This is a genomic window from Streptomyces fagopyri, assembly GCF_009498275.1.
Lineage (GTDB): Bacteria > Actinomycetota > Actinomycetes > Streptomycetales > Streptomycetaceae > Streptomyces > Streptomyces fagopyri.
Map to the genome: position 1 here is coordinate 7,866,986 of NZ_CP045643.1, position 25,647 is coordinate 7,892,632.

Genomic DNA, 25,647 nt, shown 5'->3' on the forward strand with positions numbered 1-25,647 from the left:
GGTTCAACTGCCCCGCGTGCCGGAGGAGAAGACGTGGCAGACGGCGCGGGCGTCGGTCAGCGGGCGGGGTCAGGGGCATCCAACGGCACGCGGAACACGGGTGCTCCGGGGCGCAGCAGTCCGGGTACGCCCTGCCACAGCACGGCTCCGTTCTCGCGTTCCCAGCGCGCGGTCGCCCGGGACCGGCCCCACTGCGTCACGGCCAGTACGCACAGCATGACCGGCGGCAGCACCTGATCGGACACCACGCCGATGAACACCAGCCAGCAGCCCGTGACACCCACGAATCCCGCCGTGCGCCACAGTGACAGCCGCCGTACCGCGGCCTGCGCGGCGAGCGGTTGGTCCACGCTCGGGACGGGCACGGCGGTGTCGTACGTACGGCGCAGCCGTCCCGGGAGGCGGATGCTGAGCGGCAGCAGGACCACGGACACGACAGCGACGGCGACGGATCCCACCATCAGTGTCTCGAAGCGCTGGGCCGTGTCGACGAGGGCGAGCAGCGCGACTTCGGAGAGCACCGTGCCCGCGGCCATCATCAGGGCGGACATCCGCCCCAGACGCACCACGCGTATCAGCTTGTCGCGGGCGTCACCTGTCACCGTCGTACCTCTCTCGTCGCCGGACACCCGTACGGACAGGGGAGATCCAACTACGCGCGGAGAGCGAGGTCAATGAGCGAGAGCGCGGGGTCGGGCGCCGGCCCGCGGCTACCCGCCGGAGCCGTCCTGGACGGGGAGCCCGCCCTCGCCACCGCGGCGGGGACGGTGGGCCTGGACGGCGTCGGCCATGGCGTCGTCCTGGCCCTGGTCGCGGGTCCGGAGCCCGTCGACGACGCCCCTGATGTCGGCCGGGGAGCGGTTCTGGCTGAGCTTGAACTTGGCCTCGACGCGGGTGATGGAGAGTTCGATGCCGACGATCGCGCGCAACTGGCCCTGGATGTAGGGGACCGGAGCGTCGTCGACGGACCAGGGGGTGGCGGCCGCGGCTTCGTGCTTGTCGGTGAGCCGGCGTACCTGGTCCTCGACCCACTCGGGGTCGTCGTGGACGAGCAGGTTCCCGTGGACATGCGCGGTGATGTAGTTCCAGGTCGGAACCTGCCGGTGGTGCTCGGCCTTGGAGGGGTACCAGGTGGGTGTGACGTAGGCGTCGGGGCCGCGCACGATGACCATGGCCCGGCGGTCCGGGGGAAGCGTCCACTGCTCGTTGTTGCGGGCCATGTGCCCGATCAGGGAGCCGTGTGCCCCGGCCCCGGGATCGTAGACGAAGGGCAGCAGGGTGGCCTGGAGACCGTCCTCGGTCACGGTGATCAGGTCGGCGGCGCCATGGTGGTGCAGCAGCCGCCGGACGTTCTCGTCGGTGGGGGCGAAGTGTCGCGGAACGTACACGGTCGGCCTTTCACGGGCAGGGGGTGGCCCGGTCTGTGGCCTGCCCACCGGTTGATATCGCACTAGTGCAATATGTCATTTGAATTAGCGTAAACGTAGCAAACGGTCGCCTGTCGCGAAAGGGCCGCGGAATGGAGCGGCGGGGCGGCGAGGACACGGCGTGCGCCGCAGGCGTGCGTCTCGGTCGGGCGGTCCGGGGGCCTGTCCGGAGACCGGTCCGGCCTCCGGCCCGCAGGCCGGACCGCCGAGACGGACCCCGCCGCAGGCGCGAGCCGGCGCGCAGGTGCGTGCCCCGTTCGTGTCGTCGCTCAAGTGGGCGTCAGGGGCCCGGTTCTCCCCGCCCGCCCGACGCTTTTCCGTACACCGGGCACGACCGGCCGAGGACCCCACCCGCTGCGGCCGCCGCGGCAACGACTCCGTGCCACACGTCATGGACACGCCCCAGTTCGGTGAACTCGTCGCGGCGGGCGTCGCGTTGGCGCTCACGGGGCCCCGGCACGGAGGCGGGGGCGGCACCGTCGGCCGGGACGGCTTCACCCCGCGACCAGTAGATTGGGCGGTCCCCGGAAGTGCTGATGTCCACGTTCGAGTGGGCACGGTGGGGTGGGTGCGGTGCGCGAGCCGCGCCGGTCGACGACGCCGGAGAACGGGAGAGGCATGTCGGACAAACGCCAGGACGGCAGACGTCCGCACGGCGAGCTCGTCGCGGATGTGCTGGCCGTGCTGTGGGAGGCCGGCCGGCCGATGACCGCGCAGCAGGTCAACACGGCGCTGGACAGAGGGCTGGCGCGGACGACTACGGCCACCATCCTGACCCGGCTCCACGAGAAGGGCACACTGCGCCGCACCCCGTCGGGCCGGGGCTTCGCCTATGAGCCGGTGCAGGACGCGGCCGGGCTCGTCGCCGGGCGCATGCGCCGCGAACTGGAGAGCGAGCCGCGTCGTGACCTGGTGCTGCGGCGGTTCGTGTCCTCCCTGTCGGAGAACGACGAGGACACGTTGCGGCGCCTGCTTCTCGAAGCCGAGGACGACTCCGAGTGACCTACGCGCTGTTCCTGGTCGCGCTGGCCCTCGCGTTTCCGTGGGGCGCCTCGGTGGCAGCCCGGCGCCTGGCCGGTGTCCTCCCGCCCCGGGAGGCGTGCTGGACGCTGACGGCCGCGGCGGTCCTGATGGCCGGCGGCACGATCGCGGCGCTGGTCGGCCTGTTCCACGTGCCGTTCCTCGCGGTACTGGAACAGGTGCCGCTCGCACGCGTCGTGGAGGTGTGGCCCGCCGCGGTTCCGATGGCCTGCGTGGCCGGTGCGGTCCTGCTCGTCCAGCTCGTGCTGCTGGTGCGGCGCTGGTTGTGGCACCGTTCGCTGCTCGCCCGCGCCTGGCGGTCGGCCGCCGAGGGGACGGGCGCGGGGGACCTGCTCGTGGTGCCGGGGAGCGAGGTGGACGCCTTCGCGCTGCCCGGCCACCGGGGACGCGGCGGCCGGATCGTGGTGACCTCGGGCATGGTGCGGGCCCTGAAGGCTGCCGAGCGCGAGGTGCTGCTGGCCCACGAGCGCGCCCACCTGTCCGGCCGCCATCACCTGCTGTCGGCCGTGGTCGACCTCGCCACGACCGTTCACCCCGCGGCGCGGAGTCTGCGGGAGTCGCTGGGCTTCCATCTCGAGCGATGGGCGGACGAGGCGGCGGCCGCCGCCGTCGGCGACCGGAAGGTGGCGGCGGCGGCCATCGCCCGGGCGGCCTTGGCCGGAGCGTCGCGGAAACGCCGTACCGGTGACGGATATCCGCTGCTGTCGGTGACCAGCGGGCCGGTGCCCCAGCGGGTCGAGGCGCTGCTCCTGCCGGCGCCCGCCGTTCCGCAGGGGGGCGCCCGGCAGGCGGGTGCCCTGGGCCTCGCGACGACGGTGGCCGTTCTGGCACTGGCGGCGCTCACCCTGGCCTACGGGCTCCACGAGTACGTGGAACACGCGGCCGTGGCCGTACGGGGAAGCTGAACCGGAACCATCGTCCGGCGCCGGAACCATCGGTCCGGCGCCGGAACCGTCCGCCCCGCGCCGGGACTTGCCGTCCGACGCCGGGACCTGCGCTTCGCGGCCGGCGGAACGGCCCGGACGGACCGCCGGGCCGACGGCCGGGGGAGGGGTGACGGCGTTCGGCCGTGGATGAGTCCGTGCCCTCGCCCCGCCGTGGACGAGTCCGTCCTTCGCCCCGCGGCCGGCGCGTGACGGCGGGACGCGGTGCGGTCGAGGACGCAGTCGGCGCGGCCGGAGATCAGGGGGACGGCCGTGGGTGACGAGGACGACCGTGAGAGCCCGCTCGGTCGGCGGGGCGCCGGCGAGGGCGCGGACCGGTGCGGTCCTCGGCCCCGTCAGGCCGGCAGGGCCGAGCGGCGTTCCTGGATCTGGGCGTGGGCCATGAGGCCGAACAGGGCGGCGAGCAGTACCGCGGACGAGCCGGCGGTGCCGAGGTCGAGGCCGCCCTTGGCGTGCGGTTTGGTGAGGAAGTCACCCGCGGTGGCGCCGAGCGGCCGGGTGAGGACGAAGGCGATCCAGAACAGCAGGACGTTGGGCACCGCCGGGACCTTCATCAGCGCGACGAGCACCGCGAGCAGCCCGGCGACGAACAGTGCCCCGCCGAGGTAGCCGAGGCCGGAGCTGTCGGAGAGGAAGTCGCCCATCGAGGTACCGAGCGTGTTCGAGACGAGGATCGCCGACCAGAACAGAGCCTCACCGCGGAAGGTCACGATGTCGCGGATCTGGAACGTCATCCCGCTCAGTTTCCAGGCCAGGAAGATCGCGAGAAGGACCGAGACCAGGATGGCGGCGCCTTCGGGGTAGCCCAGCCCGAGGCCCTGCGGGCCCCTTCCGAGCGACGTCGCCCCGCCCGAGAGGTACTTGGCGCCGGCGTCGCGGTTCATGAAGTCGGACATCGTGGTGCCGGCCATGCTGGTCGAGAGGATCACGGTCCAGTAGAAGAACGGGTTGTAGTGACGGGACCTGAGCTGCACCGTCAGGGTCACCACGAACACCAGGAACAGCGCGATCGTGGTCACGAAGTAGCCGAGTCCGAGGGTCTGGGCGAACAGGTCGCCCGCCGTCTCACCCAGGGTCGTCGCGGCGACTTTCATGATCCAGAAGGCCAGAGTGACCTCGGGCAGCTTCTTCATCACCGATGTCGTCGACGTCAAGAGAGTGCTCCCGTCGTGCCTGGGGATTCGGCCTTCGCCGGACCCCGACAACGTCAGGCTGGACTCGTCCGAACCGGCCCCTCGTGGCGGACGGTGCGCACCGTCCGCCACTCCACAGGTCCCCCTCGGAAGGCGTCCCGTCCCGCTCGATCCCATGGATCCACCCGACAGGGCGATGGCGTACGGGTGCCGGGAGGCGAAGGGGAGTCGGCCGCACGCACTCCGCCGACGCCGCGGACCCAACCCGACGGGCGGACCTCGCGCACGAGTGGGCCCGAGAACCGGGTCAGTCGGCCTCTGATGTGCCGGGCGCCACCGGTGGATCGTCGCGCCGGACGAGGCGGTAGCTCTTCCGGTCGGAGTAAGCCGGCCACAGCCGGCGGCGCGCGGGGACGGCGAGGTGCTTCAACTTCCGTGGCCGTACGCTGCGCGCGGCGTTCACCAGGGCGACCATGGCCGGGGAGGCGCCCCACAACTTGCGGTACTGGTGCGTCGAGAGGCCGGCGAGCCGGGCGGCCACCGGCCAGGTCTCACCCCGGCTGATGGCGATGACGACCACCCTGAGCTGCGCGGCCGTGACCTTGCCGGGCAGGTGCGCTCCATGGGTGGCCGCCAGCTCACCGGCCGACGTCACGGCCGCGGCGAAAACGGCGTCCTTCTCCAGCCAGTTGTGGAGCACCCGGTCGGGCACACCGGCCCATGTCGCGGCCGCGTCGGGGCCGAGTCCCAGGGCCGTGGCCTGCAGTACGGCGGCCATCCGCGACGCCGTCTCGTCGTGCTGGCTCGGCAGGCCGCCCAGAGGCTCGCGCAACGCGTTCTCGACCTCGTCGCGCGCGCTGAGCCATGCCACGACGTGGGCCGCGCGCCGACCGCTGTCCGTGTCCCTTGGTTCGTACACCGCCCGCCCCTGCCCGCTACCCGGCCCGTGTGGGCTCCGGCCGTGAAGCCAGGCGCATCGGTGCCTTCATGAGATCGGAACCGTCGTCCCGCGCGTGCCCCGAAGTGCGTGAGTGACCGACGACGAGCGACTACGACAAAGTAGACGGTCTACCGAACTGTAGACGATCGGGGGGTCCGGGGTGTTCCCGAGTCCGGGGAGGCCGGGCGGTGTCGTCCCGCCATCCGTGGTCGCACAGCCGGCCCACCTGGTAGCCCCGACTCGCGCAGGTGTCGAGTATCCGGGGAAGGGCGCCCAGGGTCGCGCGCCAGGACTCGGGCGCCGAGGTGCGGTCGGAGTCGTGGAGCAGGATGGTGCCGCCGCCGTCCAGGTCGGCGGCGACGACCCGGTGGATGGACTCGGGGGTGGCGCGCGCCGTCCAGTCCTCCCCCCAGCAGGTCCACAGCACCGGGGTGAGGCCGAGGCGGTGTGCCGCGAGGTGGGCCGAGGTCGACATGACGCCGTACGGGGGCCGGAAGAGGGTGGGCGGTCGCCCGGTGACGGCGGCGACGGTGTCGCGGGCCCGGGCGAGATCGTCGTACGTGACACGCGGGCCGCGCAGGAGGAGCGGGCGGTGCAGCCAGCCGTGGACGCCGATCTCGTGGCCGGCGGCGGCGATCTCCCGGACGAGGTCCGGACAGCGCCGGGCCTCGTCGCCGAGCAGGAAGAAGGTGGCCCGGACCTCGCGTTCCGCGAGCAGTCGCAGGAAGCGCGGGGTGGACCGCGCGTCGGGTCCGTCGTCGAAGGTCAGGGCGACGTGATCGGGACGGCCGCGGCCCGACAGGCGGGGCATGGCGCGGTTGCGCAGCGGCCCGAGGGTGGAGACCACGGGTGCGGCGTGGGCCGCTACGAGCACCGGCAGAGCGGCCAGAGCGGCCGTACGGAGGATGTGGCGGGCGGTCACGAATGGTGCCCTTCGGTTCCGTTGCCGTGGCTGTCCCCATGGCGGAAGTCGTCGAGGTCGAGGCTGTGGCCGACGGTCCGCACCAGGCCGGGGCCGTCGAGCGCCGTGGCGCCGCCCGTGACCACGGCGCACGCCCACACGGCGCACGCGACCGCGGCCGTGGCGGCGAGCCGGCGGGGCGCGGAACGGGCCCGGGCGATCGAACGGGCCTGGGCGGCCGGACGGGAGCCCGCCCGTGCGGGGCCGTACCGGTGCCGGCGCGCGATCTCGGCTGCCGGGCCCTGGCCGGGGGTCCGGGTGAAGAGGCCGAGGGCGGCCTCGCGCTGCCGCGCTCCGAGCGAGCCGTCGACCAGATCGGTGAGTACGGTCTTCAGCTCCGCCGGGTCACGGATCCACACCGCCACGCCGGCCTCGTGGAGAGCGGCGGCGTTGGTCAGGCCGTGGCCCGGTATGCAGCGGTAGCTCGCGACCGGCAGCCCCGCCGCGAACGCCTCCAGCGAGGTCAGTCCGCCCGCGTTCTGCACGAGGACATCGGCGGCGTGCATCAGGGCGGGCATGTCGTCGACCCATCCGTAGGCGTACTCGATGCCGTCGGCGCGCAATCGCGCGGCCAGTGCCTCGTTGCGCCCGCAGACGACCACCGGTACGACCGCGCCCGAGTCACGCAGCTCCAGGGCCACCTGCCGGACGGGCCCGACGCCCCACGATCCGGCGACCAGCAGCGCCAGCGGGGCCTTCTCGGGCAGACCGAACCTGTCCCGCGCCCGTTCGCGTTCCGTTCCCGCGCGGGGCCGGAAACGCGGGTCGGTGACCGGCCCGCACATCCGCACGGTCCGGGCTCCGGCCGCGCGCGCCTGGGCCGCGGTCACCGGATGGGCGGCCAGATGAACGTCCACGCCCTCGGCCACCCACAGCGGGTGTACGGAGAAGTCGGTCAGGTACGTCAGCACGGGCGCGGCCAGCCGGCCGCTCTGGCACAGACCGCCCAGCACCTGGCTGGACCCGGGGTAGGTGGAGACGACCGCGCCCGTGTCCGGGTGCAGGGCGTGGAGCACCCGGTGTTCGGCCGCGCGCAACAGGGCCCGTGCGGCGGGGCCGCCGCCTCCGGCGCGCTCGCTGCTGGAGTAGATCCGCTGATAGGCCCACGGGGCACGGACGAGCATCCGGTGGTAGCCCGTGCGGACCGCCCGGCCGAGCCCGGCGGGCAGCAGGTCCAGCAGGTCGTGACGGTCCACGGCGAACCCGTCCGCCGTGAGGCGGCGGGTCAGTTCGGCCGCCGCGCCGTCGTGACCGGCGCCAACGCTCGCGGAGAAGATCGCGATCCGGCCCGCGTGCGGCGTCATGGCCGGACGAGGACCCGGTAGCGCACTCGCGCTCACGGGCCCGGCGAGCATGCGTTCGGCGTGGGGCATGGGCTGTTCCTCCACCGTCAGAGGGCATGCGGGATCTACAACATGTAGTAGTTCGCGCTCCGAAGTCCGGAGCATACCTCCTACAATTAGTAGGAGATCGCCGGGTACGCTGTCCGGAACGCGGGAGCAGGGGAGACGGACTGTGAGCGAACCGAGCGGACAGGAACCCCCTGGCGGATCCGGCAGGCGGGCCCGCGGCGAACTGGAGAGCGACGTGCTCGCCGCGCTCTGGGCCGCGGACGGCCCGATGACCGCGCGTCAGGTGCGGGAGCGACTGGCCGCCGGCCTGGCCTACACCACGGTTCTGACGATCCTGACCCGTCTCCACGGCAAGGGCATGCTGGTCCGGCACCGAGAGGGCCGGGGATACGCCTACACACCGGTCCGGGACGAGGCCTCGTACACCGCCCGGCGCATGCGGTCGCTCCTGGAGGGGGGAGCGGACCGTGAGGCGGTGCTGACCCGCTTCGTCTCGGAACTGTCCGAGCAGGACGAGGAACTGCTGCACAACCTGCTGTCCGACCACGACGCACGCGGTGGCGACGAGACCCCCACCGGAAGGCCCTGAGCCGGTGCGGATCAGCGTCTACGTTCCGTTCCTCGTATCCGCCCTGCTCACACTGCCGGCGCCGCGTCTGGCGCGGCGGCTGGCCCCGCGCCCCGCCGCCTGGGCCCTGGCCTGCGTCGCGCTCGTCACGGCGGCCGGCTGGACGGGATCGCTGGCGCTCCTGGCCTTCACCGGCGTCGCGCAGATCCCCCAGGTCGCCGCCGAGGGCCACTGGTCGGTGCGGGCGCTGCGAGCGGAGGACCCGGTGCACCTCACCGTGGCGGCGGGCGGCGCGCTCCTCCTGGCCGTGAGCCTCGTGCTGCTGGCCGTGACCGCCGTCCGGCACGTACGCCAGGTCGCCGGGGCCCGCCGGGAGTGCGCGCGGCTGCCCGGTGACACCGAGCTGGCCGTGCTCGACGACGACGCCCCGCTGGCGTTCGCGCTGGCGGGCGCGCCCGGACGGATCGTGGTGTCCCGAGGCATGCTGCGGTGCCTGGACGACGACGAACGCGGCGCTCTGCTGGCCCACGAGCGAGCGCATCTGCACGCGGGCCACCACCACTTCCAGACCCTCTGGCGGCTCACTGCGGCGGTGAACCCGCTGCTGCGGCCGCTGGCCGACGCCGGTGCGTTCGTGCTGGAACGCTGGGCGGACGAGGAGGCCGCCGCCCGGGTCGGTGACCGCACGGTCGTCGCTCGCGCCGTCGGACGGGCCGCCCTGGCAGCCGCCGGTGTGTCACGCCCCAGCGTCCTGGCGGCGACGGGTGGGGTCGTCCCCCAGCGGGTCCGGGCTCTGCTGGCTCCGCCTCCCACGCGCCGGACGCTGCCCTTCGTGGCGGGCGCGCTGCTGCTCACTCTGTGCTCCGTGAGCCTGGTCGACGCCGCGTCCGACAGCGACGAGATGGTCGACAGCGCCAAGCGTGTACGGTGTGCCGCGCACGACGCTGCGACCGGCCCGACAGCCGTCACGACGGACCACCGGCACCGCAGGCACGACTTCTGCCGCGGCTACCGGGACCGTGACGAGCACCAGGGCCCTCACGCGTAGCCGAGCGGCACGGGCGACCGCGCGACCGGCCCAGGACGCGCACCCGCCCGAGCAGTTCGCGTACGGGCATCCCCGCCCCGTCGCGGCCGCGACCGGGAACCACCGGAGGAGTTCGGGCACCCCCGGCGCCCTCGGCGTGCCCCCCTCGCGCGCCGAACCACCTCACCCTGGCGAGGTGATGGCGGCGAGCGGTTCCCGCACGAGGTCCACGATGAGATCGGGTCGTCCCACGAACGGGGAGTGGCCCGTGCGCCACTCGCGCACGTCGGTGCAGCGCGAGGCCATTCTCCGCTGCAGGCCAGGGTCGATGGCCCGGTCCCGTGCGCAGACCACGTAGGTGGAGGGCGTGTGTTTCCAGCCGTGGCGTACCGGAACTCCTCGCCCGCAGCCGGGAGCCTGAGCACGCAGCAGGTCCACCGCCCGGGCGGCAAGAGGTGCGGGACAGTCGTGGTACAGGCTGGCGGCAGCCCGGTCGGGGCGCAGAATTGTCGAGCCGTGGGGCCCTGGGCCGATCGCGTCCTGGAGTTGCGGGGAAGCCCCGCCCAGACCGGCCGCGCTCTCGCCGACATCCGGCACGAAGGCCGCCAGGTAGACCAAGTGCCCCGCTCCGCTCACCCCGGTGATCACCGACCCGCCGTAGGAGTGACCGAGCACGATCGGAGGTTCCCCCAGCGCGTCGATCGCGGCCTGGACCGCGGCCGTGTCAGCGGCCAACGAGCCCCGGTGGAGCTCGGGAACGACGACCTCGCTTCCCGCGGTCCGCAACCGCTCGGCCACCGCGGCGAAGTGCGCGGGACGGTGATAGAGACCGTGAACGAGCACGACAGCGGTCAATCGCCTCTCCTCAGGTCGGCGTCGGGCCAGGGGACCCGGTTCCGGGCGACGACCGGTCCCACCCACCGGTTCGCCCCCTCTCGATACCCCTCCCGGTGGTGCCTCGCGGCGGAAATCGACACGGTCCGTGAAGAGGTGTCGGGCCGGGTGCCCGTCGGCGAGAGGTTCAGTCGGCGGCCAGCAGGTGGGCGGGTGCGATCTGGGACAGCCTACGGATCGGCACGGTCAGGGCGGCGCTGACCAGCGCGGTGGCGGCCAGGGTGGCCAGCAGCGCGGCGCCGCTGATCGCGGACAGATGTCCGTGCAGTACGCCGTTCCCGAGCGCCGCCACCGCCACCAGACCGATCGCGGCACCCGACAGACTGCCCAGCAGCGCCAGTCCGATCCCCTCGTACAGCGTCAGTTGCGCGAGTTCCCGGTTGGTCCAGCCGGTTGCCCTCAGTACCGCGAGATCGGCCGCGCGTTCCCGCTGCGAGAGCACCAGGACGTCCACCGCTCCCGCGGCGCCGAGCACCAGGGACAGCGCGACGCTCAGGTAGTCGGCGCCGCGCGCGTGCGCCACGACGGCGTTGCCGAGCAGCGAGCCCGCCACCTCGCCCCGGAAGGCCAGCGTGAGCGCGAGGAGCACCGTGAAGGCGGCCACTCCGAGCGCCAGGCCCGCCGCGCCGAGCAGGGTGCGCCCGCGCACCCGCACGAGGTTGAGCAGGGCCAGCCCGGCCACCGAGCGCACCGGGCGGGCCCTGCGCACCGCCGTCACCGGAGCCCGGACGGCCTGCATGGGACCGAGCCGGGTCGCGAGCCAGGCCGGGATCAGGCCCGCGACGGTCGCCAGCAGCAGCGCCACCGGGAGAACCAGGAGCGACTTGGCACCGGCGTCCGGCTGGCCCAGCAGCCTGCCGAGCCCGTACGCGAGCGCCGCCCCGACGACTCCCGCCGCGACGCCGATCAGGGCCAGTTCACCGAGGACCAGTCGCAGCACTTCCCCGCCGCTCCAGCCGACACAGCGCAGCGTGCCGATCTCGGTGCGGCGGGAGCGGACCGAGGCCAGTGCCGCCTGACCGAGGAACAGCGCGCAGACCACCAGGACCAGGGTGAAGAGGATGGCGCTCTTGGTGTCGACCGCCCTGAGGATCCGCAGCGCCACGCCCTTCTCCACCCAGCGCTCCGTCACCCGCGCCGTGTCGCTCAGCGCGACGGTCTGGGGGCGGGGCGAACTGCCCACGGTCACATCGACCTGGAGCCGGGGGTAGGCGGTACGGATCTGGCCGGCCACGGCGTTGACCCGGGCGCGGGAGGCCGCGTCGACGCCGGTCACTCCCGCCACCTTGAGTCTGATCGCGCTGACCGGTGCCTTGTCCTGGAGGCTCGGGGTGCGACGGCTCCCGGTCAGCGCGGTGATCGAGTCCATCGTCGTGAGCATGGTGGGGGGCGGGGTCAGGTATCCGCCCAGGTTGCGGTCGGGCCGTAGTGGTTGCCCGTTCAGTGCCGCGCGGGTGGCTTGGTCCGCGCCCGTGACCTGGGGGGACTGGTAGGTCTCCAGCGGGGCCTCGGACAGCGGTGAGAAGCCGGGCAGTCTGTCGGTGTCGAAGCGGCCGACGACGTGGAAGTACGGCTCCTGCAGGCGCCCGAAGTCGGCCTGTTCACACCTGCCCATGCCGTCGCAGAAGGTGGAGGCGTGACTGGTCACCTTCCGGTACTGCGGGCCCGTGTTCTCCTCGGGGACGTTCGCCACCGGTTGCGCGTTCAGGTTGGTCACCCACAGGCCGGGCTTCTGCGGCGGCCGCGGCTGCACGGCGAGGCCGCCGTCCGATGTCCGGCGGTAGGTCACCGGGCCGACCGTCCAGTAGCTGGTGGCGTCGACCCCGAACCGGGTCACCGCCTTTCGGTAGCCCTGGCCGAGGTCGACGCCGACCCGGCCCACGGGTGTGCCGTGCAAACCCTTGACGAAGCTGTTGGCGGTCGGATTGCCCAGCCTCGACGGCAGCTTGGCCGGATCACCGACGTCGAGTCGCTCGACGGTGGCGCTGATCCTCCCCGCGGTCAGCGGGCGGCTGCTGAGCGCCACCGGCACGTACATGTCCCGCTGGCCCTCGGGGCTCTCCGAGGGCGGCACCACGTACGGCTTGTCCTGTTCGGTGAGCATGCGGCCCGAGGTGACGGTGCGGCGCAGGCCCACCAGCCGCTCCTCCGCCTCGGGGTCGACGGCGGACAGCAGGACCGGGTACGCGACCGGGATGTCGATGGTCGCCTTGCCCCGCCCCGACCGGCAGTTCATCCGCGAGTGGAGATCGGGGTCGAACGCGGACCTGTCGCTGAGGTCCTCGCCGATGATGCTCTCCTTCATCGGCAGTTCGAGGCTCCAGTTGGTCTTTTCCGTCTTGTCCCCGTTGAAGTAGAAGCACACGTCGTACTTCTCGTTCATCAGGTACCGCCGCGTGCTCTTGTCGACCGACCCCTTTTCCAGGGTGTCGGACTCGAACACGTCGTCGGACTTCCCCGAGGTGAGGGGGGAGCGCGTGAGGTAGACGTACTGGTCGGCGGCGCGATAGGTGCTCAGGCCCGTGGTGAGCCGGGGCGTGAACCGCAGGATCTGCCGGGTCGCCTCGCTGTCGAGGAAACGGGACACGTCGACGGAGACCGTGTTGGACACCATCAGGTAGCCGATGTTGGCCACCGGCGCCGCCACATCGACCCCGGTCAGTCCCCGGATGTGCCGGTACTGCTCCAGGGTGATGCCGCCGAAGGTGCCGGACAGGAAGTTGGGCGCGACCAGACCGCTCGACCGCTCGACGCCGGTCTGCGAGTCCGGCGGCCGCACCAGGACGTCGTACGCGGACCGGGCGTTCTTCCGTACCGTGCCCGTGGTGCTCGCCTGGCTCGTGTGCACGGTGGAGGTCAGCAGGGTGAAACTGGTCGCGGCCACCAGGATTCCGGCGGCCAGCGCCAGCGCGCGTCCACGACGCCGCAGCAGCTGCCCGATGATCATCGCTATCACGGGCGCAGTCCTCCGAGCCGGTCGAGCACGTCGGCGGAGGCGGTGATCCGCTGGTTCGAGGTGATCCTGCCGTCCTGCAGGCGCACCACGCGGTCGCCGTTCGCGGCGACCTCGGGGTCGTGGGTCGCGATGATCATCGTCATGCCGTACTGCTCACGCAGGGACATCAGCAGGTCGATGATCTCCCGGCCGATGACACTGTCGAGGTTGCCGGTCGGCTCGTCGGCCAGCAGCAGTCCCGGCCGGTTGATCAACGCGCGTGCCACGGCGACGCGTTGCTGCTGGCCGCCCGACAACTCCGCGGGCAGGGCGTCGGCCCGGCCGCCCAGGCCGACCGCCTCCAGCAGTTCCATGCCGCGCTCGCGCCGGTCGAAGTCGACCCGGCGGGGAAGCACGGGCGCCAGCACGTTGTCCAGCACGGTGAGTGCGGGCAGCAGGTGGAAGCGCTGGAAGACGAACCCGATGCGCCGCCGGTGGCCGTCCAGGTCCCGGGGAAGCAGTTCCTTCCCGTCGATCTCCACGCTGCCTTCGTCGGGCCGGTCCATCCCGCCCGTCACGTGCAGCACCGTGGACTTGCCGGACCCGGACGGCCCCGTCAGTACCACCGCCTCCCCGGGCGCGACCTCCAGGTCGACCTTGTCCAGGGCGATCAGCCCGGGGTAGCGCCGACTCACCCCTCGCAGCGCCACGTTCACAGCCATAGAAGAAGCCCCCACTCCCTGCATTGTCACAATCCAAAGGTACATTGTCACAATGCAGGAGGGAGGGACATGCCGCTTCATCACGCAGTGCTGGCGCTCCTGACGGAGCGACCGAGTCACGGCTACGAACTCAAGGTCCAGTTCGAGGAGACCATCGGGCCACAGTGGGGAGGCCTCAACATCGGTCATCTCTACCAGATCCTCGAACGGCTGGTCCGGGACGGCTATGTGACGCGCTCTCAGGTCACGCAGGCCGACCGGCCCGACAAGAACCTGTACACACTGACCCCTGCCGGCAGCGCCGAGTTGGAGACCTGGGCGACCACCGCCTGGGTACGCACCGGCGGCTTTCGCGACGAGATCTTCCTGAAGCTCCTCGGCGCCGTCGCCCTGGGCACGGAAGCGCTGGTCACTCTGATCGAGACCCAGCGGCAGACGTACCTGTCGGAGCTCGCGGGTCTCGCACGGCAGCGCAGGGCGCACGCCGGAGAGCCGCTGGTCGCCCTGCTGATCGACGCGGCCCTCGCGCACACCAAGGCGGATCTCGGGTTGCTGGACAGCGCCGAGCGGCACCTGAGCCCGCTCGCCGCGGCGCAGAGCGCGGGAAAGCCGCGACAGCCGCCGGCGCCGGACCACGGGCAGGATGCTGGTGTCGTGGCCGACGACGACGGCCACGACCTGAGAAGAAGGCCCTGGTCGGATTCCGCGTAGGGCCACGTCTCGCAGGTCGCCTTCCGGCTCGGCCGGGGAGGACGCGAGTGCGGGGGTACGGTGTCGCGGTGGCTCGATGGACCCTGCGCTCAGGATCCCGACGGGAGTCCGGAGAGGTTGGCGTCCGGCACACGCAACGGGATACGGCTCAGGTCGCCGGACGCCTCTCGACGCGGCGGCGTTCCGCCTGTGCGGTCTCGGTCTCGGTCGCGGCCTCCGGAAGCACCGGGGCCGTCCGGGCACGGTGCCGTAGGAGCGGCGGTGGCTTCGCGGCCGACATCATCGAATGTCGGCCGGTGTCGCCACCGCCACCGCGGCGCGTCACAGTGTCGCGGCCGACCCTTCCCCGGAGGCGCTGCCCGCGAGCCACTGGTCCCAGCCCAGGTTGAACGCGGCGTAGCCGTTGTCGGCCGGCGCCTTGGCGCGGGGCGAGCCGGTGATGGTGACGGGGTCGCCCTGCTTCACCTGTCCGTAGAACCACTTGGCGTCCGCCATGGACAGGTGGACGCAGCCGTGCGAGCCGCGGGCGCTGCCACTGCCCGGATTCGGGTCACCGGTCGAGTAGTGCACGTACGTGCCGGACTGGGTGAGGTGGACGTCCCAAGGCAGCGTCAGGTCGTAGTAGTTGGGACTGCCCTTGTCGCAGCTGATGCCGACGCTGCAGGAGGTCATGTGGACCTTCTCCTGCTTGTCGATGACGGCCATCGTGCCGTTCCACGTCGGGTACTGGGCGCTGCCCGCGTTGATCGACAGGGAACGCACCACCGTGCCGTTCCGGCTCACCTTCATGACATGGCTGGTGACCGAGACATCGGCGCGCACGTCGTCGCCGATCTTGAAGGTGTGCGTGTAACCGTGCACACCGTAGCGGCCGTTGCCGTTGCTGACGCCCTTCATGTCGGCGTCGATCTTCACCGTCGTGCCGGAGGGCCAGTACGCCTTCGGGCGCCAGTCGGCGCGCTTGTCGCCGAACCAGTGCCAGGCACCGGCCACCGGCTGCGAGGCGCTCACCTTCAGATGCTTCTCGACCGTGGCCCGCGCCTTGGCCGCCACCGGGTTGGTGAAGATCACGGAGATCGGCATGGCCACACCGACCGTGGTCCCCGTCTGGGGCGTGATCGTGTCCAGCAGCATCGGCGGACCCGCCGGCTTCGTCGGTGACGGTGAGGCGGTCGCGCTCGGCTTGCCCGACGCCTTCGCGTCGTCCCCGCCCGCCTTGTCACTGCCGCTCCCGCCGCAGGCGCTCGCGCCCACCAGCATCAGACCCGTGACAAGTGCGATCCCTATGCCACTCTTGCGCCGTCCCACGACCTGCCCCGCTCTCTCGCCCCACGACCCTGACGGGCCCGACTCATTGATGAGACAACGTTCGCATGGCCCCCAGTTTCGTGTGCCACGTAAAAGCTGTCTCAAGACTCGGTGCACACCGTCGGATTGACGAGGGGCCGGGGCGCGCCGACCGCCGCATCCCGGCCGAGACCTCCGTCGGCTCCGGCCCGACCGTCGCCGAGGTCAGCGCGTCGGCGTCAGCGGCCGGGACATCGCTTCGTGATCTCCTGCGACACCCATCCGTTGCCGTCCAGTAATCCGCAGGCGGAGCAGGTCGCTTCAGGCCTGATCCCAGGTCCGTCAGCGCACCCTGAGTCGCAGGTGCCGGATCATGAGGACGGCCAAGGCGATCGCCAGCAAGAGGCCCACGGCGTCGAAGAATCCGACCGCCGCGTAAGGCGCGCCGAGAAGTCGCGGAAGCTGACCGAACAGGAGACAGAGCCCAGTGCACAGGGGGTACACCCACTGGATGGCACCGCCGAAACGGTGTGTGGAAGCCGCGTTTGCCAGCTCCGTCTTGCCGCGGGACGTCAGGCGGAGGGCAAGACCGAAGATCACGAATACTCCGCCGAGTCCGACAAGAAACCAGTCCTGGACCTGCAACATGGTGCCCTCTTGAGCGTCGAGACCTCTCTGCGTATGCCGCAGCCGGGTGGGGATCATACTGCGGCGGGCGGGGGCTTTCCATGTTCGCCGGCTCTGGTCGATCCCGGCTAGGAGAACGCCGGCGACGGCCTCCGCCACCCGGTCGAAAAGCCCGCCGGAAGCGATGGGGGGCGGGCCTGTCCGTGGGCGCGCGTCGCGTCCCGTGGAGGTCTGGACACCCGCCCCCGATGAAGTGCGAGCGCGCGCGCCCTCACCTCAGTTCGGTTCCGCCAGGGTTCGCGCGACGACGTCGATCGCCCCGCGAGTCTCCTCCTCGCCGATGTCCAGACAGAACACGGCCCTGACCTCGTGCGGGCCGGCAGGCAGGGCGTGGACACCCCGGCGGTGCATCTCCTCGACGAAGGCGGCGGCCCTGCCGTTCGTCAGACGAAATCGCACGATGTTGGTCTGCACCGCGAGCGGGTCCAGATCGATCCCCTCGAAGGCCGCCACCCCCTCGGCGAACCACCGGGCGTGCGCATGCGTCTCGTTGAGGCGTTCGCGGTGGTGCTCCAGTGCGTGCAGCGCGCCGGCCGCCACTATGCCCGCCTGACGGAAGCCGCCCCCGATCTGTTGCTTGAAACGCCGTGCGCGGGCGATCAGATCGGCCGGCCCGGCCAGGCAGGAGCCGACCGGGGCGCCGAGCGCTTTGGAGAAGCAGACACTGACGGTGTCGAAGGGCGCGGCGTACGCGGCTTCGTCGACCCCCGAGAAGGCGCTCGCGTGCCACAGCCGTGCACCGTCCAGGTGGAGGGCGAGGCTTCGCTCACGACCTGCGGCGGCAACGGCTTCGATGTCCTCCAACGGCCAGACGGTGCCGCCGCCGTTGTTGTGGGTGTTCTCCACGCACAACAGACGCACCGGCGCCGGGACGGTGGAGGGGAAGAAAGGGTGCGGGGAACCCACGGCGGCGTGGACGGCCTCGGCGGTGAAGATCCCCCTGGTTCCGGGAAGCAGCCGGGGCAGTACACCGGAGTAGGCCGACGGGGCGCCGCCCTCCAGCAGGTAGACATGGGCGCTCTGCTCGAACAGCACCGCGTCCCCCGGCTCGGTGTGCACACGGATGCCGACCTGGTTGGTCATCGTGCCCGAGGGCATGAAGACGGCGTCCTCCTTGCCCAGCAGTCGTGCCGTCCTGTCCTCCAGTGCCCTCACGGTGGGATCGTCCCCGTACACGTCGTCACCCACCTCCGCCCATGCCATGGCCTCGCGCATGGCGGAACTGGGACGGCTACAGGTGTCACTGCGAAGATCGATCATGATTTCCTTCCTCGGGGGCAGCGGGTCCGGGGTGCCGCGGGCGTTGCGCGGGAAGGACGCGACCAACCGGACGACGCCCGCCCCCGCGGGGGACGTGGCCGTACGGTTCGCCGAGTCCCGGCCGTCTCCGGTCAGGACCGGCCGGAACCGACGGTCCGGGGCGGCCGGACGGCGGGCGTCGGCACCGGATCCACCGGGTGCCGCGCGTCTGCCGGAGTGTGTACGTCACGGGAGGCCGCGGGCGAGCGGCGGTTGATCAGCACGACACCGCCGACGATGACGAGGCCCCCCGCCACCTCGAGGAGACGGGGAGTCTCCGACAGCCACACGAAGGAGACGACGAGCGCGACGGGCGGCACCAGGTACAGGGCGGCCGTGGAGACGGTGATCGGCAGCCGGGCGACGGCGTAGCCCCAGATGACGAATCCCACGGCGGAGGGCAGGAGGCCGAGAGAGGCCACCGAGATGAGCGCCCGCGGTGGGGCGGTGGCGAGGGCGCGCACGGCCGCCGGAAGAAGCGGCAGGGCCAGGACGGTGCCCGCCACCATCGCGTACGTCGCCACCTCCAGGCCGCTGTAGCGGCGCAGGAGCGGCTTGGACACGCAGTGGTACGCGCCCTGCACGACGGCGGCGGCCGGCACCACGAGCGCGCCGGTCGAGAACCCGGTGGAGCCACCGCCGAGCGCGACGATCACGCAGCCGCCGATGGCGATGCCGCTGCCGACGGCCACCCGGCGGGTCACCACCTCGGACAGGAACGCCCTGCCCAGCAGGAGACTGAAGACGGGAGCGATGGCGATCAGCATGCCGGCGGTGCCCGCGGAGACATGGACCTCTCCCCAGTTGAGCAGTATCTGGTAGGCCGTCATACCGGTCGCGCCGGCGAGGCTGATCAACGGCAGATCCCGCGACCGGGGACGCCGGACTCCGAGGAGCGGGGCGACCGCCAGGAGGGCGACAGCGGCGATGGCCGGCCGAAGGAAGGACAGCGCCGCCACACCCAGGCCGTCGACCCCGACGCGAATGGCCGGAAAAGCCGAGGCCCAGAGCACCACGACGGCCGTCAGGGCGAGCATGCTGCGGGAACCCGTTCGTGTGTTCACACCTGCTACGGTGCGCCACGCAAAGGAAAAGATACAGTTAGTTGTTCTTGGTGAATCGGAAAGGCGTGCTTAAATAACGCGCGACGTCCGGTAGACACCCACCGGGGGGAGACACCCTCCGGTGGGGGCGCTCAGGCGTCAGCGCCCGGCCCGGGAGCAGCCGCGGCGGCTTCCTCGGCCTCATGGTCCTGTTGCGCACCCGCTGTTTCGGCGGCCTGTGCCAGGAGCAGTTCGGTGAGGTGGCGGATGTCGGGACGCCGGGACGTGCCGCTCCGGCTGACGGTGTAGACGGTGCGGGTCACGGGGTGAAGCAGCGGATGCAGACTGATCGTCCCCCGTGTCGAGTCCGGAACCGTCATGCGGGGCAGGAGGGCCGCTCCCGCCCCGGCGGCGACCAGCGCCGCCAGCAGGGAGAAATCGCTGCTGCGGGACCGGACGGCCGGAACGAACCCGGCCGCGCCACAGGCTCGTTGGATCATCTCGTGACAGGACGTCTCCGGACCCGGCGTGAGCCAGGGGCTGTCGGAGAGCCTTGCCAGGTCCACGACGTCTCCGGACCCGACTCCCAGGCGGGCCGCGTGATCGGGGTGCAGCGCGAGCAGGACGGGTTCCTCCATGAGTCTGGTCTGCTCGCTGCCGGAGGGAAAGTCGCGCGGAAGCACCGTATAGCCGTGCACGACCGCCAGATCGACGTCCCGGCGGCGCAGCGTCTCCAGGGCCTCGTCGGGTTCCTGCTCCACGAGCTCCAGCGTCAAGGAGACATCCGCGTCTTCCCCCGCACCGAGAACGCGCCCCCACACCGGGGCGATCAGTCGCCGCGCCGCCGAGGAGAAGGCGGCGACACGGACGCTGCCGTGACCGCCGCCGCGAATGGCTTCCAGATCGGACTCGGCGGCGGCCAGATCGCTCAGCACGATCTCGGCATGGGACACCAGCAGCTCACCGACGGGGGTCAGATGCAGCGTGCGCCCGCGCTTCTCCACGACGGGCAGCCCGACTTCCCTTTCCAACGCCGCCAGTTGCTGGGAAATGGCGGGAGCGGTCAGGTACAGCGCCTGAGCCGCGGCCGCGACCGTGCCGTGGGTGGCCAGGTACTGCAGGACTCGGAGTCGTCTCACGTCGAGCATGAAGGATTCCTTACGCAACGCGGCTGAACAGTCAAGTCTAGCTCCGCCGGTTCGGAGGGCGCGCCGAGTGACGCCGTGGGGTCGCACCCGCCGTCGGGCCCGCGTACGCCCGGCAGGACAGAGACCGTCGCGAGCCACCGCCACCGCCACGATCACGTCGCAGTGACCGCGACCGCCGCGCGACGTGCCCCGTGCCCGTGTCGCGAGCGAGGAGCAGCCCGGCCCGGCCCGCGGTCATAACCTCCGCTGATCTCTCTCGCGTCTCAGGACGCCGTGTCGCGTGCGGCCCGCCGATCCTCCCCCCTCCCCGGCCTCGGTGAGCGCCGTGACGAATTCCTCCAGGTCGGCTCCCGTCGACGCACGGCGTCGGCCTTGAACTCTCCCTGTCCGGTGCCGTCTTGGAGGCGCTGTGGGGCATCGGGCGGTGGACGCCGACGCGTTGCCGACGGCCGGTCCGTACGGCCGGCTTCTGCCGTCAGGCCCGCCGGTATCGCAGGTCCACCGCCTGCGCGGGGTGGCCGTCGTGGATCCGGGCCCACCGGACCGGTTCGATCCCGGGGCAGTCGAACAGCCGCACCCCGGACCCGAGCATGACGGGCGCCAGATGCACGGAGAACTCGTCGATCAGGTCGCGTTCGACGCACTGCCGGGCGATGTCCTGGCCGTGGATCTCCAGGTCCCCGCCGTCCGCCGCGGCCAGCCCGATCTCTACGGCCTCGGCCACGTCGCAGTCGAGGAAGGTCACACCGGGATCCGGGACCGCGTCCTCGGGATGGTGTGTCAGCACGAAGACCGGGCCACTCCACGCTCCGCCGTAGGGCTGCTTGCTCGCCTCGCCGGGATGCCGCGCGGCGATCGCGTCGTATCCACGACGACCACCCAGAACGGCGCCCAGGCCGGCGACGGATTCCTGGAGGGCGCCCGGTGCGGCCTTCACCCCGGACATCCAGTCCATCGAATGGTCCGGACCCGCCGCGAACCCGTCCAACGACATCGTCAGGTGCCACAACACCTTGCCCATCGCACTCTCCCGTCGTCCTGATGTGACGGAATGACCGCCCGGAGCCCCGAAACTCATCGGTGAGCGACCGGGTCGGCGCGCGGGGCGGTCCCGGAGACGACCGGTTCGCTCTGATCCGGTGGCCGCCTCAGACGGCCGGTCCGAGGTGCTGCTCCTTCAGGTGGTGCCACCACGACTGCCGCTCCATCCGGTCGAGTTCACGCTCGGCCCAGGAGCTGAAGCCCGAACCGGCGGTTTCCTCCTCGAGGGACGGGATGGTCCCGCCGACGGCCTCGGCCCACCCGCTGCCGTCGGCGGAGCGAAACGCGGAGTGCCGCAACAGCAGTGCCTCCAGACGGAGTTGGCGACCGACCTGCACCGCGGGTCTCCTGGCCGGGACGTCTCTCATCCGGAAGGCGGGGCGCGCGTAGATGTTCGTGACCGTGGGCTCCGGAGGATCACGCAGCCAGACCGCGTCCGGCAGCGGGTTCTCACGCATCTCCGGCGGGGCCTCACGAGGATCGTTGACGGTGACGATCATCGCCAGCCGCGCACCGGCGTAGTGCGGTTCGGGTCTGGTGACGACGGCTACGTAGACGTGGGTGTGCGGGGGAAAAGCGGGCATGTCGACCTCGCACACGACGACCTGCCCCACCACCGTCGTCAGGGGCGGCAGTTGACCTCTCAGCATGACCCCAGCATCGCAGGTCCCCCTTCTCGTCGATCATCACACGCGGCGCTTCGCGGACAACTCCTGGACCGGCGGGCCGTGGCGGCCCGGCCAGGTCGCACGGTGCGGTGCGGTACGGCGGTCGGCGGCTCGCGCGGGCGGTGCGAGGCTGCGTGCCGTCCGGCCCGGAGTGCCATGAGCCGGCCCTCGGCGGTCCGTGTCCCGGTGCTCGTGGTGGGGGACCGGTCGCGCGGTGAGGGTGCGAGGTCCGCCGTCGTGCACGGCACTGAGCCGCCGCCGCAGCAGCGGCAGCGGCAGCGGCACGGGAAGTGCTGTGAACTTCCTCAGCGCTGAGCCGCTTCCCGCGTCAGGCCGAGGGGGCGCGGGCCTCCTCGGCACGTGTGAGCGGCTCGGCGTCCACGGTGTGGTCCTCGTGGAGGCTCGCTTCCGAGCCTTCGAAGTCCTCGATCGGTCCGGCGCCGGTGAGATTCCGGCCCGAGGCTGTCCGGCGCGCCGGGCGGGGGCGTGGTCCCCGCCGCGTCCGCGCGCGGTGGCGATCGCCACCGCGCGGTACAACAATTGCGAGTACCGCCTGTCCGCCCACGCCTGCCCAGGGACGTACGTCAGGTCGATCCCATCGAGGAAGCAAATGAGCGCACCACGCGAGAACCAGGGAACCACCACCTACGACGTGATTGTGCTGGGGGCCGGGCCGGTGGGCCAGAACGTCGCCGACCGCGCCCACGCCGCCGGGCTGTCCGTGGCCGTCGTGGAGCGGGAACTCGTCGGAGGCGAATGCTCCTACTGGGCGTGCGTGCCCAGTAAGGCGCTGCTGCGGCCGGTCATCGCGGTCGCCGACGTCCGCCGTGTGGACGGTGCCCGGCAGGCCGTCACCGGCTCGCTCGACACCGACGGCGTCTTCGCCCGCCGTAATCACTATGTCGCCGACTGGGACGACAGCCGGCAGGCGCTGGGGATCAAGTCCCTCGGCGCCGACCTCTTCCGCGGCCACGGTCGCTTCGAGGGGCCGGGCAGGGTCACCGTCACCCGGGACGACGGCGCACAGCAGACCCTCACGGCCCGGCACGCGGTGGCCGTCGCCACCGGCAGCCTGCCGGTGCTGCCCGACATTCCGGGCATCGAAGAGGCCCGGCCCTGGACGAACCGGCACGGCACCGACTCCAGTACCGTGCCCGCCCGTCTCGCCGTCATCGGCGGCGGCGGTGTCGGCGTCGAGATGGCCACCCTCTGGCAGGGCCTCGGCTCCCGGGTCACCTTGCTCGCCCGCCGCAGCCTGCTTCCCCGACTGGAGCCGTTCGCCGGTGAGTTGGTCGCCCAGGGGCTGGGCGACGCGGGTGTGGACGTGCGGATCGGTGTGCGGGTGACCGCCCTGCGCCGCCCGGACCCCGAGGGGCCGGTCTTCCTGACCCTGGACGACGGCGGCGAGTTGGAGGCCGACGAGGTGCTGTTCGCCACCGGACGTACCCCCGCGACCGGCGACATCGGCCTCGACAGGATCGGTCTCACCCCCGGCTCGTGGCTGGACGTGGACACCACCTGCCTGGTCGACGGTGTCGACGGAGAGTGGCTGTACGCCCTCGGCGACGTCAACCACCGCGCTCTGCTCACCCACCAGGGCAAGTACCAGGCCCGGACCGCGGGGGACGCGATCGGCGCGCGGGCCGCCGGCCGCCCGGTGGACGACGCTCCCTGGGGAGACCACGCCACCACCGCCGACCAGCACGCCGTACCCCAGGTCTTCTTCACCGATCCCGAGGCGGCCGCGGTGGGCCTGACCGCCGGGCAGGCCGTCGACGCCGGCCACCGGATCAGGACCGTCGACCTCGATCTCAACGCAGCCCAGGGCGCCAACCTCTACGCCGACGGCTACCAGGGGCACGCCCGGCTGGTCGTCGACCTCGACCGGGAGATCCTGCTCGGCGCCACCTTCGTCGGTCCCGGTGTCAGCGAGCTGCTGCACTCGGCGACCGTCGCGGTCGCGGGGGAGGTCCCGCTCAAGCGGCTCAGGCACGCGATCGCCTGCTTCCCCACCGTCAGCGAGATCTGGCTCTTCCTCCTGGCCGCCTACCAGCGGGACAAGGAGACGCCGCACGCCGCTTCCGCGTGATGCCGCCACCCCGGACCGAGGGGCCCACGAAGAGCGTCCCCCGCCGAGGGGGCGTTCCGTCCGGGGAGACCGCGGAAGACGACCCGTGTCAGCCCCGGTCGGGTGGGGGTGCCCGGCGGATCAGCTGGAGGGCGAGGGACTTCGCGGTGTTCGAGACAGGCGGCGACCACACTCCCCTCGTGCGCCCGGTACCAGGCGCGGGCGGTGGGATGATCCGCGAAGGAGCGGCAGTGCCCGACCGCGCGCGACGAGGCCGGACCGGGAAGTCTCCCGCTCAGGCCCACCGCCTCGCAGCCGTCACGCAGGATGCGCTCGTTCACCGCACGCCACCACGGACTGCCGGGCCGGTCGTCGCGGGCCGGCCGCGGCACGCCCCGCCGCACCTGCCGGCGCGTGAACGACATCGCCGCCCGGCGGAACGGCAGGTGCCGGAGTGACGGGAGGGCTCGTCCGCCGGAGTGCCCGCGGGCTCCGCCCGGGGGCGTTCTCACCCCGAGAGTCTCTCCGTCGGCCGTGTCCGGTCAGGTCCACTCCAGGGTGGTGGGTGGCGTCGGACATGCGCAGCGCCTGCCGCGGGGTCAGCCGATCGCGAGGCGTCCGCCGGTGGCCTCGAGGACGGCGCCCGTGATGTAGCTGGCGCGGGAGGAAGCGAGGAACACGATCGCCTCCGCGATCTCCTCGGGCTCGGCGACCCTTTGCAGTACGGTGTTTCGCGCAATCATCCGGAGGGTTTCGCCGCCCATGTCGTCGGTCCCCGGGGTGTGGACAGGGCCGGGGGCCACGGCGTTCACGCGGACGCCCCGGGCACCGAACTCGTCGGCCCACGCACGGGTGAGGAGTTCGAGCGCGGCTTTGGAGGCTCCGTAGACCGCCGCGCCCCGGAACAGGGTGGTGGCCGCCCCTGTACTCAGATTCACGATGGAGCCGTGTCCCCGTGCGGCCATCGCCGGTGCGAGCGCGCCGACCAGGAGCATCGGCGCACGCGTGTTGACGGCCATGTGGGCGTCGAACATCTCGGCTGTGCTGTCCGGGGTTCCGGCGAACCGGTAGATGCCGGCGTTGTTGATCAGTACGTCCACCTCGCCCGCTTCGGCCGCGAGGCGCAACACCTCCTCGGGCCGGCTCAGATCCGCGGCGACGTACCGGGCGCGTCCGCCCGCGGCGGCGATCTCGTCGACCGTCTCGGCGCCGCGCGTCCCGTCCCGGCCGTGGACGACGACCGAGGCCCCCAGAGCGGCCAGGCGCAGGGCGGTGGCCCGGCCGATTCCGGCGGTGGCACCGGTGACGAGAGCGGTGGATCCGGTCAGTTCCGCGGTCATGCGAGGCTCCTCGGGGACGAGACGTGCGACGTGCGGTCCGCTGTCCCCGGACAACTGTCAGGGCCTGTCCGGGGGCACGGATCTGGGTAGGGGTTGGGCCGGCGGGATGAAGCAGGTGGCCGCCGCGACGGACGCCGAGGCATGCGGCCCCGAGGGATGGGCGGTGCCGCAGGTAGGAACACCTGACGCGTGCAGGGGCCCCGCGCGGTTGCCGATCGGCGCCCCTGTCCAGATCGCGCGGCTCGACCCGGAAGAGACACACAGCACCCTGCCAGGAGTCCGACGACGAAGATCGTCGTCCTCGGCACCGGTTACGTGGACGGCGCCCTCCGCTGCGGAGTTCAGCCCCTTCGACCCCGGTACCCGTACCGGGGCCCACCGGACGAGCGACACCGCCCTGGCCGTGAACGA

At 72.1% G+C, this 25,647-nt stretch carries 23 protein-coding genes; 6 read left to right on the forward strand and 17 right to left on the reverse strand.

The features are described from left to right. Positions 1-56: 56 nt before the first annotated feature. Complete coding sequence (locus tag GFH48_RS34105; protein ID WP_153291935.1) at positions 57-602, reverse strand: hypothetical protein; 546 nt, start codon at positions 600-602, stop codon at positions 57-59. Positions 603-710: 108 nt separating this feature from the next. Continuing rightward, positions 711-1,388, reverse strand: coding sequence for an FMN-binding negative transcriptional regulator (locus tag GFH48_RS34110; protein WP_153291936.1), 678 nt, complete (start codon positions 1,386-1,388; stop codon positions 711-713). Positions 1,389-2,045: 657 nt separating this feature from the next. Here GFH48_RS34110 and GFH48_RS34115 point away from each other — a divergent pair. Both GFH48_RS34115 and GFH48_RS34120 read left to right on the forward strand, forming a co-directional pair. Next, positions 2,046-2,429 (forward strand): BlaI/MecI/CopY family transcriptional regulator, encoded by a 384-nt coding sequence (locus GFH48_RS34115; RefSeq protein ID WP_153291937.1) that lies wholly within the window; start codon positions 2,046-2,048, stop codon positions 2,427-2,429. Beyond that, a complete protein-coding gene (locus GFH48_RS34120; protein WP_153291938.1) occupies positions 2,426-3,373 on the forward strand; it encodes a M56 family metallopeptidase in 948 nt (315 codons plus the stop codon). The genes GFH48_RS34115 and GFH48_RS34120 overlap by 4 nt, the downstream gene beginning before the upstream one ends. Before the next feature lie 374 nt (positions 3,374-3,747). On the opposite strand, the gene GFH48_RS34125 is transcribed toward GFH48_RS34120, so the two are convergent. The 4 genes from GFH48_RS34125 to GFH48_RS34140 all read right to left on the reverse strand — a co-directional run bounded on the left by GFH48_RS34125 (position 3,748) and on the right by GFH48_RS34140 (position 7,819). Further along, positions 3,748-4,566 carry a COG4705 family protein gene (locus GFH48_RS34125; RefSeq protein ID WP_228121077.1) on the reverse strand — a complete coding sequence of 273 codons (819 nt, stop codon included), beginning with the start codon at positions 4,564-4,566 and terminating at the stop codon, positions 3,748-3,750. 286 nt (positions 4,567-4,852) lie between these two features. Further along, a complete protein-coding gene (locus GFH48_RS34130) occupies positions 4,853-5,464 on the reverse strand; it encodes a hypothetical protein (RefSeq protein WP_153291939.1) in 612 nt (203 codons plus the stop codon). A 130-nt stretch (positions 5,465-5,594) separates the two neighbouring features. Continuing rightward, the gene (locus GFH48_RS34135) at positions 5,595-6,407 is read right to left on the reverse strand and encodes a polysaccharide deacetylase family protein (RefSeq protein ID WP_153291940.1); all 813 of its coding nucleotides are present in this window, start codon (positions 6,405-6,407) and stop codon (positions 5,595-5,597) included. Then, complete coding sequence (locus GFH48_RS34140; RefSeq protein WP_322747011.1) at positions 6,404-7,819, reverse strand: glycosyltransferase; 1,416 nt, start codon at positions 7,817-7,819, stop codon at positions 6,404-6,406. The genes GFH48_RS34135 and GFH48_RS34140 overlap by 4 nt, the downstream gene beginning before the upstream one ends. Positions 7,820-7,961: 142 nt before the next feature. On the opposite strand from GFH48_RS34140, the gene GFH48_RS34145 reads away from it, so the two are divergent. Then, positions 7,962-8,387 (forward strand): BlaI/MecI/CopY family transcriptional regulator, encoded by a 426-nt coding sequence (locus tag GFH48_RS34145; protein WP_228121079.1) that lies wholly within the window; start codon positions 7,962-7,964, stop codon positions 8,385-8,387. A gap of 4 nt (positions 8,388-8,391) precedes the next feature. Next, the gene (locus tag GFH48_RS34150) at positions 8,392-9,414 is read left to right on the forward strand and encodes a M56 family metallopeptidase (RefSeq protein ID WP_153291942.1); all 1,023 of its coding nucleotides are present in this window, start codon (positions 8,392-8,394) and stop codon (positions 9,412-9,414) included. 162 nt (positions 9,415-9,576) lie between these two features. Here the strand turns inward: GFH48_RS34150 and GFH48_RS34155 are convergent, their stop codons facing one another. The 3 genes from GFH48_RS34155 to GFH48_RS34165 all read right to left on the reverse strand — a co-directional run bounded on the left by GFH48_RS34155 (position 9,577) and on the right by GFH48_RS34165 (position 13,944). Continuing rightward, positions 9,577-10,248, reverse strand: a complete 672-nt coding sequence (locus GFH48_RS34155; protein WP_153291943.1) for an alpha/beta fold hydrolase — start codon at positions 10,246-10,248, stop codon at positions 9,577-9,579. A gap of 166 nt (positions 10,249-10,414) precedes the next feature. Then, complete coding sequence (locus GFH48_RS34160) at positions 10,415-13,234, reverse strand: FtsX-like permease family protein (RefSeq protein ID WP_153293238.1); 2,820 nt, start codon at positions 13,232-13,234, stop codon at positions 10,415-10,417. 5 nt (positions 13,235-13,239) lie between these two features. Beyond that, positions 13,240-13,944 carry an ABC transporter ATP-binding protein gene (locus GFH48_RS34165; protein WP_153291944.1) on the reverse strand — a complete coding sequence of 235 codons (705 nt, stop codon included), beginning with the start codon at positions 13,942-13,944 and terminating at the stop codon, positions 13,240-13,242. Positions 13,945-14,013: 69 nt separating this feature from the next. Between GFH48_RS34165 and GFH48_RS34170 the strand changes: the two genes are divergently transcribed. Then, positions 14,014-14,655 (forward strand): PadR family transcriptional regulator, encoded by a 642-nt coding sequence (locus GFH48_RS34170; RefSeq protein ID WP_153291945.1) that lies wholly within the window; start codon positions 14,014-14,016, stop codon positions 14,653-14,655. Between the two features lie 321 nt (positions 14,656-14,976). Here GFH48_RS34170 and GFH48_RS34175 read toward each other — a convergent pair whose 3' ends face one another. The 7 genes from GFH48_RS34175 to GFH48_RS34205 form a co-directional block, all read right to left on the reverse strand. Next, positions 14,977-15,915 carry a L,D-transpeptidase gene (locus GFH48_RS34175; protein ID WP_153293239.1) on the reverse strand — a complete coding sequence of 313 codons (939 nt, stop codon included), beginning with the start codon at positions 15,913-15,915 and terminating at the stop codon, positions 14,977-14,979. A gap of 369 nt (positions 15,916-16,284) precedes the next feature. Further along, positions 16,285-16,590, reverse strand: a complete 306-nt coding sequence (locus GFH48_RS34180) for a hypothetical protein (RefSeq protein WP_153291946.1) — start codon at positions 16,588-16,590, stop codon at positions 16,285-16,287. Between the two features lie 255 nt (positions 16,591-16,845). Continuing rightward, on the reverse strand, positions 16,846-17,889 hold the full coding sequence (locus GFH48_RS34185) for a threonine aldolase family protein (protein WP_153291947.1): 1,044 nt from the start codon (positions 17,887-17,889) through the stop codon (positions 16,846-16,848). Between the two features lie 131 nt (positions 17,890-18,020). Next, entirely contained in the window at positions 18,021-18,992 is a 972-nt protein-coding gene (locus GFH48_RS34190; RefSeq protein ID WP_228121080.1) for a DMT family transporter, read from the reverse strand. 131 nt (positions 18,993-19,123) lie between these two features. Then, the gene (locus GFH48_RS34195) at positions 19,124-20,119 is read right to left on the reverse strand and encodes a LysR family transcriptional regulator (RefSeq protein ID WP_153291948.1); all 996 of its coding nucleotides are present in this window, start codon (positions 20,117-20,119) and stop codon (positions 19,124-19,126) included. Between the two features lie 475 nt (positions 20,120-20,594). Beyond that, on the reverse strand, positions 20,595-21,140 hold the full coding sequence (locus GFH48_RS34200) for a dihydrofolate reductase family protein (protein WP_153291949.1): 546 nt from the start codon (positions 21,138-21,140) through the stop codon (positions 20,595-20,597). Positions 21,141-21,267: 127 nt separating this feature from the next. After that, positions 21,268-21,810 (reverse strand): hypothetical protein, encoded by a 543-nt coding sequence (locus GFH48_RS34205; protein ID WP_153291950.1) that lies wholly within the window; start codon positions 21,808-21,810, stop codon positions 21,268-21,270. 628 nt (positions 21,811-22,438) lie between these two features. Here GFH48_RS34205 and GFH48_RS34210 point away from each other — a divergent pair. Continuing rightward, positions 22,439-23,917 (forward strand): dihydrolipoyl dehydrogenase family protein, encoded by a 1,479-nt coding sequence (locus GFH48_RS34210; protein WP_153291951.1) that lies wholly within the window; start codon positions 22,439-22,441, stop codon positions 23,915-23,917. 578 nt (positions 23,918-24,495) lie between these two features. On the opposite strand, the gene GFH48_RS34215 is transcribed toward GFH48_RS34210, so the two are convergent. Further along, a complete protein-coding gene (locus GFH48_RS34215; protein ID WP_153291952.1) occupies positions 24,496-25,236 on the reverse strand; it encodes an SDR family NAD(P)-dependent oxidoreductase in 741 nt (246 codons plus the stop codon). Positions 25,237-25,647: the final 411 nt, after the last annotated feature.